The following is a 16,599-nucleotide window of genomic DNA, read 5'->3' on the forward strand; positions in this document are numbered from 1 at the left end:
ATCTCCGGGAGATTCCCAGGTCGTCCCCTACGGGTCGGACCCGGGGGCATCCCCCAAGGGTCCGGCCCCGGGATCAGGCGTCGCGGTTCTTCATCACCAGGTAGCCGCCGAGAAGCGCGGCCACCACCCAGACCAGCATGATCCCGAGCCCGCCCCACGGCCCGTACGGCGCCTCTTCGCTGTTCATGGCGTCCGGGACGACCTGCATGATCTTCGCGCCGGCCTGGTCGGGGAAGTACTTGGCGACCTCCTTCGCCTTCGGTACCGCCGACAGGATCTGGGAGATCAGGAAGAAGAAGGGCACCAGGATGCCGAGCGAGAGCATCGAGGAGCGCAGCATCGCTGCCACGCCCATGGAGAACAGCGCGATCAGGCACATGTAGAGCCCGGCGCCGATCACCGCCCGCAGCACGTTGTCGTCGCCGATCGAGGCCCGGTGCTCACCGAGCAGGGCCTGCCCCAGGAAGAAGGAGAGGAAGCTCGTCACGAGGCCCACGAGCAGGGCCAGACCGCCGGCCACCGCGATCTTCGAGAAGAGGAAGGTCGCGCGCTGCGGCACGGCGGCGAGCGAGGTGCGGATCATGCCGGAGGAGTACTCGGTGCCCACCACCAGGACGCCGAAGACGACCATCGCCAGCTGACCGAGGATCATCCCGGAGAAACTGACGAAGGTCGGGTCGAAGGTGAGCTGCTCGGCCTGGCTCAGATCGTCGAAGGTGGAGTTCAGGAGCGCGCACAGCGCCGCACTCATCGCCACCGTGACGAGGAGGGCGCTCGCCAGCGTCCAGACGGTCGACGACACCGTCCGGATCTTGGTCCACTCGGACTGGAGGACCGCGGATGCCAGTGCCATCGTTCAGGCTCCCTCGGAGGTCGAGCCCCACCGGGGGCCGGGCGCCGACGCGGCGCCGTGTACGTCGGTGCCGTGCGCGTGGTACTCCACCGCACCGGCCGTCATCTGCATGAAGGCCTCTTCGAGCGAGGCGCGCTGCGAGCTCAGCTCGTGCAGCACGAGCCCGTACTCCGCCGCCAGCTCGCCCAGCTTCTCGGTCGTCGCCCCGTCCACCTCAAGGGTCCCGTTGCCCGCCTCCACCGCGATGAATCCGTTGGTGTGGAGGGCGTCCCGCAGGCGTTCCTGCTGCGGGGAGCGCAGCCGTACATAACTCCGCGAATTCTGCTGGATGAAATCGGCCATGGACGTGTCGGCCAGCAGCTTTCCCTGGCCGATCACGATCAGATGATCGGCCGTCAGCGCCATTTCACTCATCAGATGGCTGGAGACGAAGATCGTCCGGCCCTCGCCGGCCAAGGCCTTCATCAGATTGCGGATCCAGTGAATTCCCTCGGGGTCCAGACCGTTGACGGGCTCGTCGAACATCAGGATCTCGGGGTCGCCGAGCAACGCCGAGGCGATACCGAGCCGCTGGCCCATGCCGAGGGAGAAACCCTTCGACTTCTTCCGCGCGACCGCCGTCAGACCCACCAGGTCGAGCACCTCGCCCACCCGGCTCCGCGGGATCCGGTTGGACTGCGCGAGACACAGGAGGTTGTTGTACGCGGAACGGCCGCCGTTCATCGCCTTGGCGTCGAGCAGCGCGCCGATGTACTTCAGCGGCTCGTCGAGGTCCCGGTAGTGCTTGCCGTCGATCCGGACCGTACCGCTGGTCGGGTTGTCCAGATCGAGCATCATCCGCATCGTCGTCGACTTGCCCGCCCCGTTCGGCCCGAGGAATCCGGTGACGACGCCCGGCCGGACCTGGAAGGAGAGATGGTCGACCGCTGTCTTCGTCCCGTAGCGCTTGGTCAGGCCCTCAAGCTCGATCATGCGTACCAACCTAAGGGCGCGCAAAACCCCCCGCCACCGGAGTGACAGGGGGTTTTCGCACGGGGTGTTACCGGGACTGCTGGGCCGGGACGCCGGCCGCGCGCTCGTCGTCGATCGGGGAGCCGGCCGCCGCGACCGCGGCACCCGTCAGGGTCGCCAGCATCTCGCGGACGTTGGTCAGCTGCGCGTTGATCGAGTCGCGGCGGTTCGTCAGCGCCGCGAGCTCGCGCTCCGACTCGCTGCGGATCCGGTCGGCCTTCGCGTTCGCGTCGGCCACGATGTCCTCGGCCTGGCGCTGGGCGGTCTCCACCGTCTGACGGGCGCGGCGCTCCGCGTCCGTACGCAGCTTCTCGGCCTCCAGGCGGAGCTGCTCGGCGCGGTGCTCGATCTCGGCGAGGCGCTTCTCGGCCTTCGCCTGACGCGAGGCCAGGTCCCGCTCCGACTGCTCGCGGCGCTTCGCCAGGTTGGTCTCGAAGTCCGCGGCGGCCTGGGCGGCCTTGGCGCGGGTCTCCTCGAAGAGGGCGTCCGCCTCCTCGCGCTTCGACTGCGCGTCCTTCTGCGCCTCGGCACGCAGCGAGTTGGCCTCGCCCTGCGCCTTCTCGACGATCCGGACGCCCTCGTCCTCGGCCTTCGACTTCCGCTCGGACGCGAAGGACTCCGCGTCGTTGCGCACCTGCTGGGCGGCCGACTCGGCCAGCTCGCGGTGCTGCTCGGCGGCGCGACGGGCCTCCTCGCGCAGGTCCTTCGCCTCCTCCTCGGCGAGCCGGAGGATCTTCTCGACGCGGGCGCCGAGGCCGGCGTAGGACGGCTCGGCGTCGGTGACCTGCGCCTGGGCGTTCTGCGTTTCGAGGTGGAGTTCCTCGATGCGCTTCTCCAGCGAGGTGATGCGGGACAGCGCGCTGTCGCGGTCGGAAACGAGCTTGGTAATGCGGTCGTCCACCTGACCGCGGTCGTAACCGCGCCGCACGAGCTCGAAGCCGAAGGGGGAGGAAGTGTCGCTCATGGGTTTCCTGTCGAATGAGACCGGTGAGGTGTTAGAGGGAATCCTAGGGGCCGAAGCGGCGTGTCATCGAGCGTATGCCCGTTTGATCTGGAGAATGTCCAGCCTTTTGAGTGGCTACCCGTCCTGGGACTTGCCACTCGAACGAGTGGCTCCCGTCGACGCACCCGCCTTGAGCCCGTCCTTCGCCCCCGCTGACGGAGTCTCGAAAGACTCCAACGCCTCCAGCACGTCCTGGACACGGGAGATCTCGGCATTGATGTCCGAGCGTCGCCGCACGAGCACCTCCAGCTCCCGCTTGCCCTCCGCGACGGTCCTCGCGGCCTCGGCCTCGGCCTCCGCCAGCACCCGCTCGGCCTCCGCCTTGATGCCCTCGGCCTCCGCCACCAGCGAGGCCTTCTTCTGCTCGGCCTCCTTGAGGAGCGCCTCCGCCTTGCGCACCGCCGCGATGCGGACCTTGCTCGCCTCGGAACTCGCCTCGGAGATCAGCTCCTTGGCCTTCTCGTCCGCCTCGGTGCGCTGCTCCGTGGCCGCCTTGACGAGCTTGTCGACGCGCTCGCCGGCCGTCTTCATCTGCTCGGCCGTCTCGCGCCGCGCCCGCTCGTGCAGCTCCTCGATCTCGCCCTCGACACGGCCCCGCAGCTCCTCGGACCGGTCCCTTATGGCCGTCGCGTCGCTGCGCGCCCCGACGAGCAGTTCGTCGGCGTCCGTACGGGCCTTCTCCACCAGCGAGTTGCCCTCGACGGTCGCCTCGGCGACGATCCGCTCGGCCTCCTTGCGGGCCGCGCCGACCATCGTGTCCGCCTGCGTCTCGGCCTCGGTGGTGGCGCGCAGCGCCTCCTCCTGGGCCTTGGCGATGAGCTGGTCCGCCTGCTCGGCCGCGTCGGAACGCTTCCGCGCGCCGGCGTCCCTGGCCTCGTCGAGCGTCCGGTCCGCCTCCTCACGGGCCTCCGACCGCATCTGCTCGGCCGCCGCCTCGGCGTCCGCCCTGAGCCGCTCCGACTCGCCGCGGATCCGCTCGTCGTCCTGCCGCGCCGCGGCCACCGTCGCGGCCGCCGCGGCCTCCGCCTCGGCCTTGGCCCGCTCGCCTTCGGCGACGGTCCGCGCGGCCTGCTCGGCGGCCTCCGCCGCGACCCGCTCCGCCTCGGCGCGCGCGTCGGCCGCGACCGCGTCGGCCAGCTCGCCCGCCTCACGGGTGAGCCGCTCGGCCTCGCTCGTCGCCTCGGCGATGAGCGCGTCGGCCTGCTCGGCCGCGTCGGAGCGGCGCTTGTCGGCGGCCTTGCGGGCCTCGTCGAGGACCTGCTCGCCGTCGGCCAGGGCGGCCGTCCGCAGGGCCTGCGCGTGCGCCTCCCCGTCGATCTTGACCTGTTCGGCCTCGGTCCGGAGCCGCCGCGCGTCCTGCTCGGTCGTCTCCATGAGCTCGATCGCCTCGGCGGTGAGCCGCTCGGCCTCGCTCGTCGCCTCCGCCATGAGCGCGTCGGCCTGCTCGGCCGCGTCGGAGCGCCGCTTGTCGGCGGCCTTGCGGGCCTCGTCGAGGACCTGCTCGCCGTCGGCGATCGCCGCGGTCCGCAGCGCCTCCGCGTGCGCCTCCCCGTCGGCCTTGACCTGTTCGGCCTCGGTCCGGAGCCGCCGCGCGTCCTGCTCGGTGCTCTCCAGGAGCTCGGCGGCCTCGACCGTGAGCCGCTCGGCCTCCGCGGTCGCCTCGCGGGTGACCCGCTCGGCCTCCGCGATCGCCTCGGCGGTGAGCCGCTCGGCCTCGCTCGTCGCCTCGCCGACGAGGCTGTCGGCCTGCTCGGCGGCGTCGGAGCGCCGCTTGTCGGCGGCCGTGCGCGCCTCGTCGAGGACCTGCGCGGCCTCCGCGCCGATCCGGTCCGCCTCCGCACGCGCCTCGCCGACCAGCGTCTCGGCGCGCTCGGCGGCCTCCGAACGGATCCGGTTCGCGTCGTCCCGGGCGTCAGCCCGCGTACGGGCCGCGTCCTGCTCCGCCGAGGCGAGCGAGTCCGTCACCTCGGTCCGTACCCGCTGCGCGTACTCCGCGGTGTCCGCCCGCAGCTTCTCCGACTCGGCGATCGCGTCCCCGACGGTCCGCTCGGCCAGCGCCTTCGCGGCCTCCGACTCCTCGTGGGCGCGCGCCCGGGTGCGGGAGGCGTCCTCGGACGCCCGCTCCCGCTCCTCGTACGCGTCGGCCCGGACCCGGTCCGCCTCCTCCTGCGCCTCGGTGCGCGTCCGCTCGGCGGCGTGCTCGGCGGCGCTGCGCAGCCCGGAGATCTCCTCCTCGGCCTGCTCGCGCAGACCGGCCACCGAGTCCCGCACCTCCTGGGCGGCTCGCGAGGCGGCGGCGACCATCTCGGTCGCCCGCGCGTCCGCCTCCTCGACCAGGCGCTGCGCCTCGGTCTGCGCGTCCTCGACGCGCTTCCGGGCGGCGGCGAGCAGCTCCTCGGACTGCTCGCGGGCGTGCTCGCGCTCGCGGCCGGCCTCGGAGCGGGCCGACTCCAGCGTCTCCTCGGCCTCGCGGCGGCGCCGGTTGGCCTCCTCCTGCGCGGCGGCCAGCGCCTCTGCGGCCTCGGCGGCGACCCGCTCGGCGGCGGCCGCGGCCTCCGCGCGCACCCGGTCGGCGGTCTCCTGCGCCTCCGACTTCAGGCGCTCGGCCTCCTCGCCGGCCTCCGTGCGGAGGCGTACGGCGGCGGCTTCGGCCTCGGTACGCGCGGTGGACGCGTCCGAAGCGGCCTCGGCGCGCAGCCGCTCGGCCTCCTGCTCGGCCTGCTCCTGGAGCGTACGGATGCGCTCGGCGGCCTCGGTCCGCAGCCGGTCCGTCTCGTCGGCGGCCTCGCGCCGCATCAGCTCGCTCTCGGCGCGGGCGTCGGTGAGCTCCTCGCCCGCCGCCGTCACCTTGGCCTCGGCCTCGGTGTGCAGCCGGGTCAGCTCCTCGGCGGCCTCGGCGCGGCGGGCCTCGGCGGCCCGCTCGGCGTCCGCGCGCAGCCCGGCGGCGGCCTTCTCGGCCGCGTCCCTGACCGCCTCCGCCTGCTCCTCGGCCTCGGCGCGCAGCCGCTCGGCCTCGGCGCGGGTGCGCTCCAGGGTCTCCTCGGCCTGCGCGCGGAGCGTCTGGGCGCGCTCCACGGCCTCCGACTTGACCCGCTCGCCCTCGGTGCCGGCCTTGGTGCGGAGCTCGTCGGCGTCCGTACGGGCCTTGGTGAGGAGCTCCTCGGCGGTGTTCGCCGCCTCCTCGATCTGCTGGAGTGCCTCGCGCCGGGCCTCGCCGCGGATCCGCTCGCCCTCCGCGACGGCCTCGGCGCGCAGCTGCTCGGCCTCGCCGCGCAGCCGGCGGGCCTCCTCCTGGAGCTCGACCGTCTTGGCGCGGTACTCCTTGGTGTCGTCCTTCGCGGAGCCGAGCAGCTCGTCGGCCTGCTCCTCGACCCGGGCCCGCAGCCGGTCCATCTCGGCCTCGGCCTCGCGGCGGACCCGCTCGGCCTCCTCCGTGGCCTTGCGGGTGGTCTCGCGGGCGTCCTCGGAGGCCTTGGTGAGGATCTCCTCGGCGCTGCGCGCGGCCTTGGCGAGCGCGGCGGCGGAGTCCTCGGCCACGGCCGTACGGGCCTTCTCGGAGGCCTCCGTGACGAGCTTCTCGGCCTCGGCGGTCGCCTCGCGGAGCTTCTCCTCGGCCTCGGTCCTGAGGGCCTCGGCGTCCTTGGTGGCCTCGCCGACGAGCCGGGCGATCTCCGCCTTGGCCGTACGGGTGCGCTGTTCGTTGACGGACTCGGCGGAGGAGAGCTGCTTGGCGGCCGCGTCCTTGGCCTCCGTGAGGGCCTTCTCGGCCTCGGCGCGGGCCGAGCGGAGCTTCTCCTCGGCCTCGGCCATGCGCTGCTCGGCGGCGCGGGAGAGTTCGGTGGCCTGGCGGCGGGCCTGGTCCGTCTCGACGGTCGTCGTCGAGCGGAGCTGCTCGGCGTGGCTCGTGGCCTCCTGGGCCTGGCTGGAGGCGGCGCTCAGGAGCCGCTCGGCGTCCTTGCGGGCGCGCAGCAGAAGTGCTTCGGCCTCGGCGCGGGCCGCTTCGGCCTCGGCGCCGACGCGGCGGCTGGTCTCCTCGGCGAGCCGGGTGGCCTCGGCGCGGGCGGTGGCGAGCGACTGCTCGGCCTCCGCGCGGGACTCCTCCAGGAGACGGCGGGCCTGGGACTCCGTACGGGCGCGGAGCTGCTCGGCCCAGGCGACGTTCTCGTTGACGTGCGCCTCGACGGTCTGGCGGCGCTCGTTGAGCTCCTGGTCCAGCTGCTGGCGGCGCTGGACCGCTTCGTTGTGCAGCTCGGCCTGGAGCCGGGACTGGTGCTCGGCGTGCTCCTGGAGGATGCGCTGCGTCTGGGCACGGGCCTCGCGCAGCTCGCGCTCGGCGTCCTGCCGGAGCTGCTCGGCCTGCGCCTGCGCGTTGCGCAGCAGCTGCTCGGCCTGGTAGCCGATGTCCGCGCTGTCGTACGCGGGCCTGGACGCGATGGTGCGGCGCGCCTCGTGGAGCTTGGCACGCAAGACCTCGACCTGGTAACCGAGGTCCTCGGCGTGCTGGACGGCCTTTTCCCGCTCGGTCTTCAGCCGGTCCATCTCGGCTTCGAACCTGGCGAGATGGTCGTCTTCAGCTCGGTGGCTCTCCTGGCGTTCGTAGCCCCGCACTGCGCGGTCCATCCTTCCCCGAGCTCTCGACTTCGTTCGAGCAGGGGAGACCCCAACCCTGGTCTCAACACTCCAACGAGCACCGCCCTCACCGACGAGGACGGACCCCCGGGGAATCGTGGCAGATCGGACGACCCCGACATCCCGACTTCGGTGCCACGCGGGGCAGCCCCGACCGGCCCCGGCCCGGAGTCGCCCACTCTACCGGGCCAGGAATCCGGAGGTCAGTGCTCCGCTGAGGAGTGGTCAGCGGACGGCTCGGCCGAGGTGACCAGTTCCGTGAGTACGCCGTGGCAGTCCTTGGGGTGCAGGAAGGTGATGCGGGAGCCCATCGAGCCGATGCGGGGCTCGTCGTAGAGGACGCGGACGCCCTTGGAGCGGATGTCCTCGGAGGCCCCGTCCACGTCCGCCGTGCCGAAGGCGATGTGGTGCACGCCCTCGCCGTTCTTGGCGAGCCACTTGCCCACCGCCGAGTCCTCCCGGGTCGGCTCCAGGAGCTGGAGGTAGGAGGCCCCGCCGTCGGAGGTCTCGTTGATCTTGAGCATGGCCTCGCGGACGCCCTGCTCTTCGTTGACCTCGGTGTGGAAGACCTCGAAACCGTAGGTCGCACGGTAGAACTCGACAGTCTTGTCGAGGTCGAAACAGGCGATCCCGATGTGGTCGATTCGCGTCAGCATGCCCCTAGTGCAGCGCCAGGAGGGCGGTTACGCAACGTGCGCGCGATCACACCCTTTGGCCGGTGACCGCGTGGCGCGCCCCTCAGTACATTGGCGGTAAACCCTCGTTCACTCCTCATCCCTAGGGGCCGTGCCTCATGTCTGGAACGACCGGTACCACCTCAGTGATCGTCGCGGGTGCCCGTACGCCCATGGGCCGCCTGCTCGGCTCGCTCAAGTCCTTCTCGGGCGCGGACCTCGGCGGCTTCGCGATCAAGGCCGCCCTCGACCGTGCGGGCATCGGCGGCGACCAGGTCCAGTACGTGATCATGGGCCAGGTGCTCCAGGCGGGGGCAGGGCAGATCCCCGCGCGCCAGGCCGCCGTCAAGGCCGGCATCCCGATGAACGTCCCGGCCCTCACCGTCAACAAGGTGTGTCTGTCGGGTCTCGACGCCATCGCTCTGGCGGACCAGCTGATCCGCGCGGGTGAGTTCGACATCGTCGTGGCCGGCGGCCAGGAGTCGATGACGAACGCGCCGCACCTGCTGCCGAAGTCCCGCGAGGGCTTCAAGTACGGCGCGATCGAGATGCTCGACGTGATGGCGTACGACGGCCTCACCGACGCCTTCGAGAACATCGCCATGGGCGAGTCCACGGAGAAGCACAACACCCGCCTGGGCATCAAGCGCCCCGAGCAGGACGAGATCGCCGCGCTGTCGCACCAGCGCGCCGCCGCCGCGCAGAAGAACGGCATCTTCGAGGCCGAGATCACCCCGGTCGAGATCCCGCAGCGCAAGGGCGAGCCGGTCGTCTTCTCCAAGGACGAGGGCATCCGCGCGGAGACCACCGCCGAGTCCCTCGGCAAGCTCCGCCCGGCCTTCGCCAAGGACGGCACCATCACCGCCGGCACCTCCTCGCAGATCTCGGACGGCGCCGCCGCCGTCGTCGTGATGAGCAAGGCCAAGGCCGAGGAGCTGGGCCTGGAGTGGATCGCCGAGATCGGCGCCCACGGCAACGTGGCCGGACCGGACAACTCCCTCCAGTCGCAGCCGTCCAACGCGATCCTGCACGCCCTGAAGAAGGACGGCCTGACCGTCGAGGACCTCGACCTGATCGAGATCAACGAGGCCTTCGCCGCGGTCGCCGTCCAGTCAATGAAGGACCTCGGCGTTACCCCCGAGAAGGTGAACGTCAACGGCGGCGCCATCGCCCTGGGCCACCCCATCGGCATGTCCGGCGCCCGTGTGGTGCTGCACCTCGCCCTGGAGCTCAAGCGGCGCGGCGGCGGCATCGGCGCCGCGGCCCTCTGCGGCGGCGGCGGTCAGGGCGACGCACTGATCGTCCGCGTCGCCGGCAAGTAAGTCGCCGGCAAGCGACCGGCAAGTAATCCGGCACCTAAGGAGCAGTGCAGATGGTGGACGTCCCCGCACTCGTCGCCCAGGCGCGCGAGGGCAGGCCGCGGGCCGTGGCCCGGCTGATCTCGCTCGTGGAGGGGGCGTCCCCGCAGCTGCGCGAGGTGATGGCGGCGCTCGCGCCGCTGACCGGCAACGCCTATGTGGTGGGCCTGACGGGCTCGCCCGGCGTCGGCAAGTCCACGTCGACGTCCGCGCTCGTCTCCGCGTACCGGCGGGCGGGCAAGCGGGTCGGCGTCCTGGCCGTCGACCCGTCCTCCCCGTTCAGCGGGGGAGCGCTGCTCGGCGACCGGGTCCGGATGTCCGAGCACGCCTCCGACCCGGGCGTCTACATCCGCTCCATGGCCACCCGCGGCCATCTGGGCGGCCTCGCCTGGTCCGCCCCGCAGGCCATCCGCGTCCTGGACGCGGCCGGCTGCGAGGTGATCCTCGTGGAGACGGTCGGCGTCGGGCAGTCCGAGGTCGAGATCGCCTCCCAGGCGGACACCTCGGTCGTCCTCCTCGCGCCGGGCATGGGCGACGGCATCCAGGCCGCGAAGGCGGGCATCCTGGAGATCGGCGACCTGTACGTGGTGAACAAGGCCGACCGGGACGGCGCGGACGCCACCGCCCGCGAGCTCAACCACATGCTGGGCCTGGGCGAGGCGCGGTCCGCCGGTGACTGGCGGCCGCCGATCGTCAAGACGGTCGCGGCGCGCGGCGAGGGCATCGACGAGGTCGTCGAGGCCCTGGAGAAGCACCGCGCGTGGATGGAGGAGCACGGGGTGCTCGCGGACCGCCGCCGGTCCCGTGCCGCGCGCGAGGTCGAGACGATCACCATCACGGCCCTGCGCGAGCGCATCGGCGACCTGCACGGCGACCGGCGCCTGGACGCCCTCGCCGAGCGGATCGTCGCGGGCGACCTCGACCCGTACGCGGCCTCCGACGAGCTGGTCGCGAGCCTGACGGGCAACTGAGCGGTACGCGAAAGGGCCTCCCCGCAGCGCCGGGGAGGCCCTTTCGCGTACGCGGGCTACGGCTACCGCTACGGCTTGCCGCGCCGCCCGCGCAGCTGCTCCGCGATCGGCTTCAGGGACTCGTGGAGGTCGCCGAGGGCCTCGGGGGCCATCTGGTCGATGAAGTGCCTGCGCACCGACTCGACGTGGTGCGGGGCGACCTTGCGCATGGTCTCCATGCCCTCGTCCGTGAGGACGGCATACAGCCCGCGCCGGTCGGACTCGCAGTTCTCGCGCCGGACGAGTCCGGCGTTCTCCATCCGGGTGATCTGGTGGGAGAGCCGGCTCTTCGACTGGAGGGTGGCCGTGGCGAGGTCGCTCATGCGCAGCCGCCGCTCCGCCGACTCCGAGAGGTTCACCAGGATCTCGTAGTCGTTCATCGTCAGACCGAACGGTTGGAGGTCCCTCTCCAGCTGGTACGTCAGCATTCTCTGTACGTCCAGGAAGGTGCGCCAGGCGCACTGCTCGCCATCGGTGAGCCACGGGGTGGCGGTCTCGGTCTCCATATATGGATTCTACCTAAGAAGTTGAATACTTGACGAAGTCTGGGAGCGTGCGTTCGAAGACGTCACACTCCGCAGACTACCGCTCACAGACCGAAGCGCCGCTGCAGGTCGCCGAGCTGGCCGGGAAGGCGCGGTACCGAGCCTGGCACAGCTTGGCCGGAACCATGTGATCCCTGACCGCCCGGGACCCCCGCCTGCGCCGGCGGGCCGCCGATCGCCCGCTCCGCCATCAGCAGCTCCGTCGACTGCAGCAGGACCGTACCCGCCCCCACGAACTCGAACTGGTGCTCCTCGCCCGACGTCCCGCCGATACCCGTCAGGGCCCGGACACCGCCCATCACGCCCGTCATGTAGCCGTGGTCGTAGTGGTGGCACGGCGAGGGGCAGTCCGCCCAGCCCACCAGGGCCTGCGGATCCACCCGCATCGGCGGCTCCATGAAGACCACCGGACCGTTCGACGCGGCCACGAACTTGCCCGTGCCGATCAGCGTCACGAAGCCCGGCACGATCGACTGCTTCAGCGCCAGCGTCGGCTGATAGGCGAGGAGGTTGCCCGAACGGATCGTCAGATTGCCCTGGTCCAGGTCGAACGAGTTCACGTCGAAGGCCCGGTCCGCGAGCAGCATCTTGCCGCTGCCCTCCGCGACCACCCAGTCGCTCGCGTGCAGCGGCGAGTGGAACGACGTACGGACCAGCCGGTCCAGCCTCCCGTGCCCGATGCCGTTGAACTCGATCCGCCCGTAGTAGGCGATCATCTTGCCCTTCTGCAGGAACCACTGGGAGCCCTTGAGCTCCACGCAGAAGGTGTACGGGTTCACGTTGTCGTCCGACGGAAGCGTCGTCGGGTCGTGGATCACCGGGGTGCTCACAGCTTCTCCTCCGAGGCCTGGACGTACACCGCGCCGCTGCCGCTCAGCTCCAGCTGGAACGCCTCGCCCGAGCCGCGCCCCACCATGTCGCGCCAGCCCAGCGCGGTGGAGAGCTTGTTCCGTACGTCGCCGTGGTGGGCCACGTACGCCTGCGGGTCCACGTGGACCGGGCGGCCCGGGGTGATCGGCAGCTCGATGACCCCGCCGTGCGCCATGACCGCCACCGAGCCGTGGCCCTTGAGCGTGGTGGTGAAGAGGCCCTGGCCGGTCACCTGGCCGCGGACCATGCCCATGACCCCGCCCTGCGAGCCCATGAACATCGTCCCCTGCTCCAGGGTGCCGTCGAAGGCGAGGAGCCGGTCGGCCTCGACGTACAGGGTGTCGCCCGTCAGTGCGATCACCTGGATGTGATGGCCGCCGTGCCCGAACATCACCGTGCCGTTGCCCTCGACGCTCATCAGCGGCGTCGCCTCGCCGGCCACCCGGCGGCCGATCATCGACATCACGCCGCCCTGACCGCCCGCCATGTTCGGCGTGAAAGTGACGTCGCCGCGGTACGCGAGCATCGCCCCGCGCTGGCTGAACATCCGCTGCCCGGGGATGACGGTCGCCTCGACCATCTTCGAGTTGATCTCGCGGAACGGCATCAGACGTCGCCCCCGATCGTGTTCCGCTCGCTCGGCTGGACGTACACGAGGCCGTCCCCCTCGAAGCGGATCTGGAAGGCCTCGCCGCCGCCCTCGCCCATGAACGTGCGGAAGGTCACACCAGACTGGAAGTGCTGCTGGAGGTTGCCCTGGTGGGCGATGTACGCGCCGGGGTCGACCTGCAGCGGGTACTGCGGGGTCACCCGCAGCACGACCGCCGGGCCGTCGGACATGATCGCCGCCTGGCCCGTGCCCTCGACGGTCGTCGTGAAGAGACCGTTGCCGGTCGCGCCGCCGCGCATCCCCGTGAAGCTGGTGCCGGTGCGCAGCCCCGCGTCGGTGCAGAGCAGATTGCTCGCCTCGACCCAGAGCTTGTCGCCGTGCAGGGACACGAGGTTGATCTCGGAGGCCCGGTCGGCGAACCAGCAGGTCCCCTGGCCTCGTACCTCCATCACCTCCATCTGCTCACCGGTGAGCCGGCGGGTCACCATGCCCCGCAGACCCTCACCGCCACCGCTCATCTTCTTGAACGCCATCTGGCCGTCGTAGGCGACCATCGAGCCGTTCTTCGCCTTGACGGCGTCACCGGTCATGGAGACGGCGAGCACTTTGCTGCCTTGGAGTCGGAACGTTGCCACCCGCTGAAGGTACTGGGGACCCGGATAAAGAGACAGCAAAGTCGGCGTGCACAATGGACGGGCCCTTGTGCATCCGTTCACAAGATCGCGCGTTCACAAGATCGAACGAAGGTGACCCCCTCCGTGGACATCAAGACCGCTTCCTCGCTCCACCGGCTCCGGCTCGTCTCCGCGCCGGAGGCCGTCTCGTTCCTGCTGCTGCTCGTCTGCTCGGTACTCAAGCGGACGACGGACTTCAACGCGGTGCCGGTCATGGGCGCGGTCCACGGCGTGCTGTTCATCCTGTACGTCCTCTTCTGGCTGGACGCCTGGAACCGCACCAAGTGGAGCTTCGGCACCGCCGCGCTCTACTTCGTCCTCTCGGTGCTGCCCTTCGGCGGCTTCTACGCCGAGCGCAAGCTGAAGCGCGAGGCCGCCGACGCGGTCGCCGCCGCCCGCGCCGTCGCCGGCGCCGGGGATGCGGTGAAGGCGTGATCGTCGCGTTCTCGGTGACCCCGCTGGCTTGAATCGCCGCGGTGCCTGGATTTCGCGTGAGGGGTGCCACCCTTGCGGCGCTCCGGCGTGGAGCCCTGGGCGGGTTCGTCGCGAGCAGGGGAGCGGCCCGCCACTGGAAGAGGACCCGGCGACGGGCCGCAGTCGGTACCAGGTGCTGCTATGACGCCTCCTGCCAGGCGATGTCTTCCAGCGCGGCTTCCGCCGCGTCTTCAGGCTTCAGCCCCCAGGACACCGTCAGACGATCGGCCGCTTGTTTCGGGTGAAGCGTCACCTGCAATCCCATGCCCGACAGGAGCCGGGACCGGGCTGACGCGTCGTATGCCTCCCATGCATCCGCCATGGTCTGCCCGGTGGCCACCTGGACTTCCCGAACGTCAGGGTTGTGAGCGTCTCGAAGGCGGGCATACGTGTCTTCCAGGTCCTGGGCCAGGCTCTCCAGGGTTCCCAGCATTAGCGGGCCGGCGGTGGCCATGCGTGCGGCCAGTCGCTCCGCCTGCTCCTTCGCTTCGAGCAGTTCGGCGGACAGGTCGTTGCCCCCGTCCAGGCGGACCACGGTCTCTGCGTACGTACCGAAGGCGGCCAAGAAGTCCTTCTCCACGCGCGTGTCCAGGGTCTCCGCGTAGATGGTGACGTGACCGGCCTTGCAGCGATAGAGCGGGACGCCCTTGTCCGACGTGCCTCCGTTCAGGCGTCCCTTGCAGCGATAGCACTGCGCCATGTCGGAGCACATGGGGGTAGCGCGGCGGGGCGCCCGATCGGCTCCGGTCGCGAGGGCCAGCATTCGCTCACGGACCGCCATCAGCTCTGCGGCGGCCAGGATCGGGGGCGCGAACTGAATGGGCGTGATGCCGTCCGCCTCGCAGACCAACTCCTCCTTGTGGGCGCGCTGTCCACGCAGTGTGGGGGACTTCAGGAGTCGCCGCCATTGAGGTTCTGACAGGCCCGTCATGCGCGCCGTGGCGGCCACCGTGGAGCCGTTGACGAGAGCGTTGACTGCATCGCGGGCCGACGCGGCCTGGTTGTCATCGATGGCGAGATAGGCGGCCCCGTCCCTGCGCTCGATTCGGTATCCGAAGGGTGGGCGTCCACTGGACCAGCGGCCCTGGCTTCGACGCGTGGCGTGCCCGTCGGTAATGCGGGACGCGATCATGTTGCGCTCCCACTCCGCGAGCGCGGACAGGACCGTGGCCGCCATGCGCCCCGTCGGCGTCGTCGTGTCGATCGAGTTGTCCGTGGTCGCCAGGGCCACGCCGTGAGCTTCGGCCCAGGCGACCAGGCGCAGGAACTCACTCACGGATCGCGCGAAGCGGTCGAGCTTCCACGCGACCACAACGGACGGCCTGTCGGCCATGAGTCCGGACATGGCCTTACGGTCCTCCAGTGGCTTGGTTCCGCTGACTCCCGCATCCGAGTACTCCACGGCGTCCGACGGGTCGTAGCCGTGCGCCTCCAGCCAGCGGTGGGCGGCGGCGCGCTGCGTGTCGAGACTGGCGCTGTCGTCCGACTCGCGACTGAGCCTGAGGTAGATGCCTAACGTCGTCATGTGCTCCAACCTGCTCTTTTTACGATGAACGTGATGAGGTGATAGATGTCATGAAGCGTGCCGTCGCCGCCGTGGAGGCGCGCGCCCCGCGTGTCTCGGTCGTCCTGAAGGTGGACATCCGTCCTGGTGTGACGGGCGGCCTGACCGAGAAGGTCGAGACGGTGGAGCGGTACCTGGCCGGCTGACGCCGACGGTCATGAAGTGGCGTTGCGCTCGGTCGGCACGGGACGGATGTTGTCCGCTGCCGTGGTCCACTCGATACCGGACGCAGGCCGGATGTGCGCCAGGCGAACCGGGCGGCCGCTTTCCTGAAGCTTGTGGGTGACGGCGGTGAGGCGGCCCACGCCGCGCGAGGCGACATCGCGGACCAGCGTGTTCAGGAGCGGGTGCTGCTCGTAGCCGTCGGGGCCGACCACATGAAGGGCGTCCTCCCGTCCGGCCTGCCCCTGGCCACGGCGCATGAACCGCTCCCATCCGTCGGCGGCCCGTAAGCGCAGGGCCCGGCTCGGCTCGCAGGGGCGGGGTTCCTCGGGTGGTGTGGGCATGCGGGTGCTCCTTCCGGCATGACGAGCGCACGGTATGTGTGCTTGCTGTCGGATTCAGGCTGGACCGGTCCACCGGTCCAGTCAATCCACCTGGCCCATGGGATAGTTGTCCGTTCGTTCCCACGTGCCCTCCGGCATGACACCTTCTTCGCAGACCAGAGGCCTTTCTTCGTGGTCGTACGCGGTGTGCAGTACGACCGCCACTGCGCAGGGTCGTTTCACTCGAAGGTGTTCCGCCTCGGCGCTGGTTGCCAGGCGGACCGAGGTGATGTCCGCGCCCCGAACCGGCCCACGTCCGGTGGTGCGTCGTACGTAGTGAGTGGTTCCTTCCGCGATCGGGCCACCCTGGTGCAGGCGAGGGCACGCGTCGGCGATGTCCGGTGGGAACCACGCCACGGTGTAGGAGTGCGGCCGGTTGTCGTCCATGAGCGCCAACCGGGCCCGGTGTAGCGCTCGTACGCCGCTCTCCAGGCCAAGGGCCTCGGCGATATGGGAGGGCGGTACGAGCAGCTCCGGTGCACCCAGTCGCTTGAACGGCATCCCTCCTTGAGTCCTGCTGGTCCCCGCGCCACGCCCACCCGCCGGCCGCGCTACCGGAGTTTCGACCACGGAGAAGCCTCGACCTTGATGAGGCATCACCAGCCCGTCGGCGCGCAACGCCTCCATGGCCTTGATCGCGGTTGCGCGTGAAACGCCCCACTGCTCGCACAGGTCGCGGCTGGACGGCAGGAGCGAGCCGGAACCGAACTCTCCGTCGGCGATGCGGCGCCGCAGGCTCTCCGCGATCTGCTCGTATTTCAAAAGGGGCATGTGCGTTC

General features: G+C 70.8%; 15 protein-coding genes and 1 pseudogene. 4 read left to right on the plus strand and 12 right to left on the minus strand.

Annotated features, from left to right (window positions below):
• Positions 1-73: 73 nt before the first annotated feature.
• From ACWFR1_RS13655 to mce, 5 genes are all read right to left on the minus strand, one after another.
• On the minus strand, positions 74-853 hold the full coding sequence (locus ACWFR1_RS13655; protein ID WP_453550186.1) for an ABC transporter permease: 780 nt from the start codon (positions 851-853) through the stop codon (positions 74-76).
• Positions 854-856: 3 nt separating this feature from the next.
• Positions 857-1,825 (minus strand): ABC transporter ATP-binding protein, encoded by a 969-nt coding sequence (locus ACWFR1_RS13660; RefSeq protein WP_453550188.1) that lies wholly within the window; start codon positions 1,823-1,825, stop codon positions 857-859.
• A gap of 67 nt (positions 1,826-1,892) precedes the next feature.
• Entirely contained in the window at positions 1,893-2,828 is a 936-nt protein-coding gene (locus ACWFR1_RS13665; protein WP_453550191.1) for a cellulose-binding protein, read from the minus strand.
• A 114-nt stretch (positions 2,829-2,942) separates the two neighbouring features.
• Positions 2,943-7,475, minus strand: a complete 4,533-nt coding sequence (scy, locus tag ACWFR1_RS13670; RefSeq protein WP_453550369.1) for a polarized growth protein Scy — start codon at positions 7,473-7,475, stop codon at positions 2,943-2,945.
• 224 nt (positions 7,476-7,699) lie between these two features.
• Positions 7,700-8,152 (minus strand): methylmalonyl-CoA epimerase, encoded by a 453-nt coding sequence (gene mce / locus ACWFR1_RS13675; RefSeq protein ID WP_453550193.1) that lies wholly within the window; start codon positions 8,150-8,152, stop codon positions 7,700-7,702.
• Between the two features lie 137 nt (positions 8,153-8,289).
• Here mce and ACWFR1_RS13680 point away from each other — a divergent pair, with 137 nt between their 5' ends.
• The gene (locus ACWFR1_RS13680) at positions 8,290-9,492 is read left to right on the plus strand and encodes an acetyl-CoA C-acetyltransferase (RefSeq protein ID WP_453550196.1); all 1,203 of its coding nucleotides are present in this window, start codon (positions 8,290-8,292) and stop codon (positions 9,490-9,492) included.
• A 50-nt stretch (positions 9,493-9,542) separates the two neighbouring features.
• Entirely contained in the window at positions 9,543-10,499 is a 957-nt protein-coding gene (meaB, locus tag ACWFR1_RS13685; protein ID WP_376399954.1) for a methylmalonyl Co-A mutase-associated GTPase MeaB, read from the plus strand.
• A 68-nt stretch (positions 10,500-10,567) separates the two neighbouring features.
• Here the strand turns inward: meaB and ACWFR1_RS13690 are convergent, their stop codons facing one another.
• The 4 genes from ACWFR1_RS13690 to ACWFR1_RS13705 all read right to left on the minus strand — a co-directional run bounded on the left by ACWFR1_RS13690 (position 10,568) and on the right by ACWFR1_RS13705 (position 13,198).
• Positions 10,568-11,044, minus strand: a complete 477-nt coding sequence (locus ACWFR1_RS13690) for a MarR family winged helix-turn-helix transcriptional regulator (RefSeq protein ID WP_453550199.1) — start codon at positions 11,042-11,044, stop codon at positions 10,568-10,570.
• Between the two features lie 83 nt (positions 11,045-11,127).
• Positions 11,128-11,913 (minus strand): AIM24 family protein, encoded by a 786-nt coding sequence (locus tag ACWFR1_RS13695; RefSeq protein WP_453550201.1) that lies wholly within the window; start codon positions 11,911-11,913, stop codon positions 11,128-11,130.
• Complete coding sequence (locus ACWFR1_RS13700) at positions 11,910-12,560, minus strand: AIM24 family protein (protein ID WP_453550204.1); 651 nt, start codon at positions 12,558-12,560, stop codon at positions 11,910-11,912. The genes ACWFR1_RS13695 and ACWFR1_RS13700 overlap by 4 nt, the downstream gene beginning before the upstream one ends.
• Entirely contained in the window at positions 12,560-13,198 is a 639-nt protein-coding gene (locus ACWFR1_RS13705; protein WP_453550207.1) for an AIM24 family protein, read from the minus strand. Before ACWFR1_RS13705 ends, ACWFR1_RS13700 begins: the two co-directional genes overlap by 1 nt.
• Positions 13,199-13,321: 123 nt before the next feature.
• On the opposite strand from ACWFR1_RS13705, the gene ACWFR1_RS13710 reads away from it, so the two are divergent.
• Positions 13,322-13,672, plus strand: coding sequence for a DUF3817 domain-containing protein (locus ACWFR1_RS13710; RefSeq protein WP_453550209.1), 351 nt, complete (start codon positions 13,322-13,324; stop codon positions 13,670-13,672).
• Between the two features lie 178 nt (positions 13,673-13,850).
• On the opposite strand, the gene ACWFR1_RS13715 is transcribed toward ACWFR1_RS13710, so the two are convergent.
• Positions 13,851-15,236 (minus strand): recombinase family protein, encoded by a 1,386-nt coding sequence (locus tag ACWFR1_RS13715; protein WP_453550211.1) that lies wholly within the window; start codon positions 15,234-15,236, stop codon positions 13,851-13,853.
• A gap of 14 nt (positions 15,237-15,250) precedes the next feature.
• On the opposite strand from ACWFR1_RS13715, the pseudogene ACWFR1_RS13720 reads away from it, so the two are divergent.
• Positions 15,251-15,421 (plus strand): annotated as a pseudogene (locus ACWFR1_RS13720) (thiamine-binding protein); the annotation flags it as partial.
• A gap of 9 nt (positions 15,422-15,430) precedes the next feature.
• On the opposite strand, the gene ACWFR1_RS13725 reads toward ACWFR1_RS13720, so the two are convergent.
• Positions 15,431-15,781, minus strand: coding sequence for a hypothetical protein (locus tag ACWFR1_RS13725; RefSeq protein WP_453550214.1), 351 nt, complete (start codon positions 15,779-15,781; stop codon positions 15,431-15,433).
• 81 nt (positions 15,782-15,862) lie between these two features.
• Positions 15,863-16,591, minus strand: a complete 729-nt coding sequence (locus tag ACWFR1_RS13730; protein ID WP_453550216.1) for a GntR family transcriptional regulator — start codon at positions 16,589-16,591, stop codon at positions 15,863-15,865.
• Between the last annotated feature and the right edge of the window lie 8 nt (positions 16,592-16,599).

Source organism: Streptomyces sp. NPDC055103 (genome assembly GCF_053607625.1).

Bases quoted from the DNA above. Each gene is read 5' to 3' on its own strand.
- ACWFR1_RS13655 (WP_453550186.1), bottom strand. From the start codon at position 853: ATGGCACTGGCATCCGCGGTCCTCCAGTCCGAGTGGACCAAGATCCGG.
- ACWFR1_RS13660 (WP_453550188.1), bottom strand. From the start codon at position 1,825: ATGATCGAGCTTGAGGGCCTGACCAAGCGCTACGGGACGAAGACAGCG.
- ACWFR1_RS13665 (WP_453550191.1), bottom strand. From the start codon at position 2,828: ATGAGCGACACTTCCTCCCCCTTCGGCTTCGAGCTCGTGCGGCGCGGT.
- mce (WP_453550193.1), bottom strand. From the start codon at position 8,152: ATGCTGACGCGAATCGACCACATCGGGATCGCCTGTTTCGACCTCGAC.
- ACWFR1_RS13680 (WP_453550196.1), top strand. From the start codon at position 8,290: ATGTCTGGAACGACCGGTACCACCTCAGTGATCGTCGCGGGTGCCCGT.
- meaB (WP_376399954.1), top strand. From the start codon at position 9,543: ATGGTGGACGTCCCCGCACTCGTCGCCCAGGCGCGCGAGGGCAGGCCG.
- ACWFR1_RS13690 (WP_453550199.1), bottom strand. From the start codon at position 11,044: ATGGAGACCGAGACCGCCACCCCGTGGCTCACCGATGGCGAGCAGTGC.
- ACWFR1_RS13700 (WP_453550204.1), bottom strand. From the start codon at position 12,560: ATGCCGTTCCGCGAGATCAACTCGAAGATGGTCGAGGCGACCGTCATC.
- ACWFR1_RS13715 (WP_453550211.1), bottom strand. From the start codon at position 15,236: ATGACGACGTTAGGCATCTACCTCAGGCTCAGTCGCGAGTCGGACGAC.
- ACWFR1_RS13725 (WP_453550214.1), bottom strand. From the start codon at position 15,781: ATGCCCACACCACCCGAGGAACCCCGCCCCTGCGAGCCGAGCCGGGCC.
- ACWFR1_RS13730 (WP_453550216.1), bottom strand. From the start codon at position 16,591: ATGCCCCTTTTGAAATACGAGCAGATCGCGGAGAGCCTGCGGCGCCGC.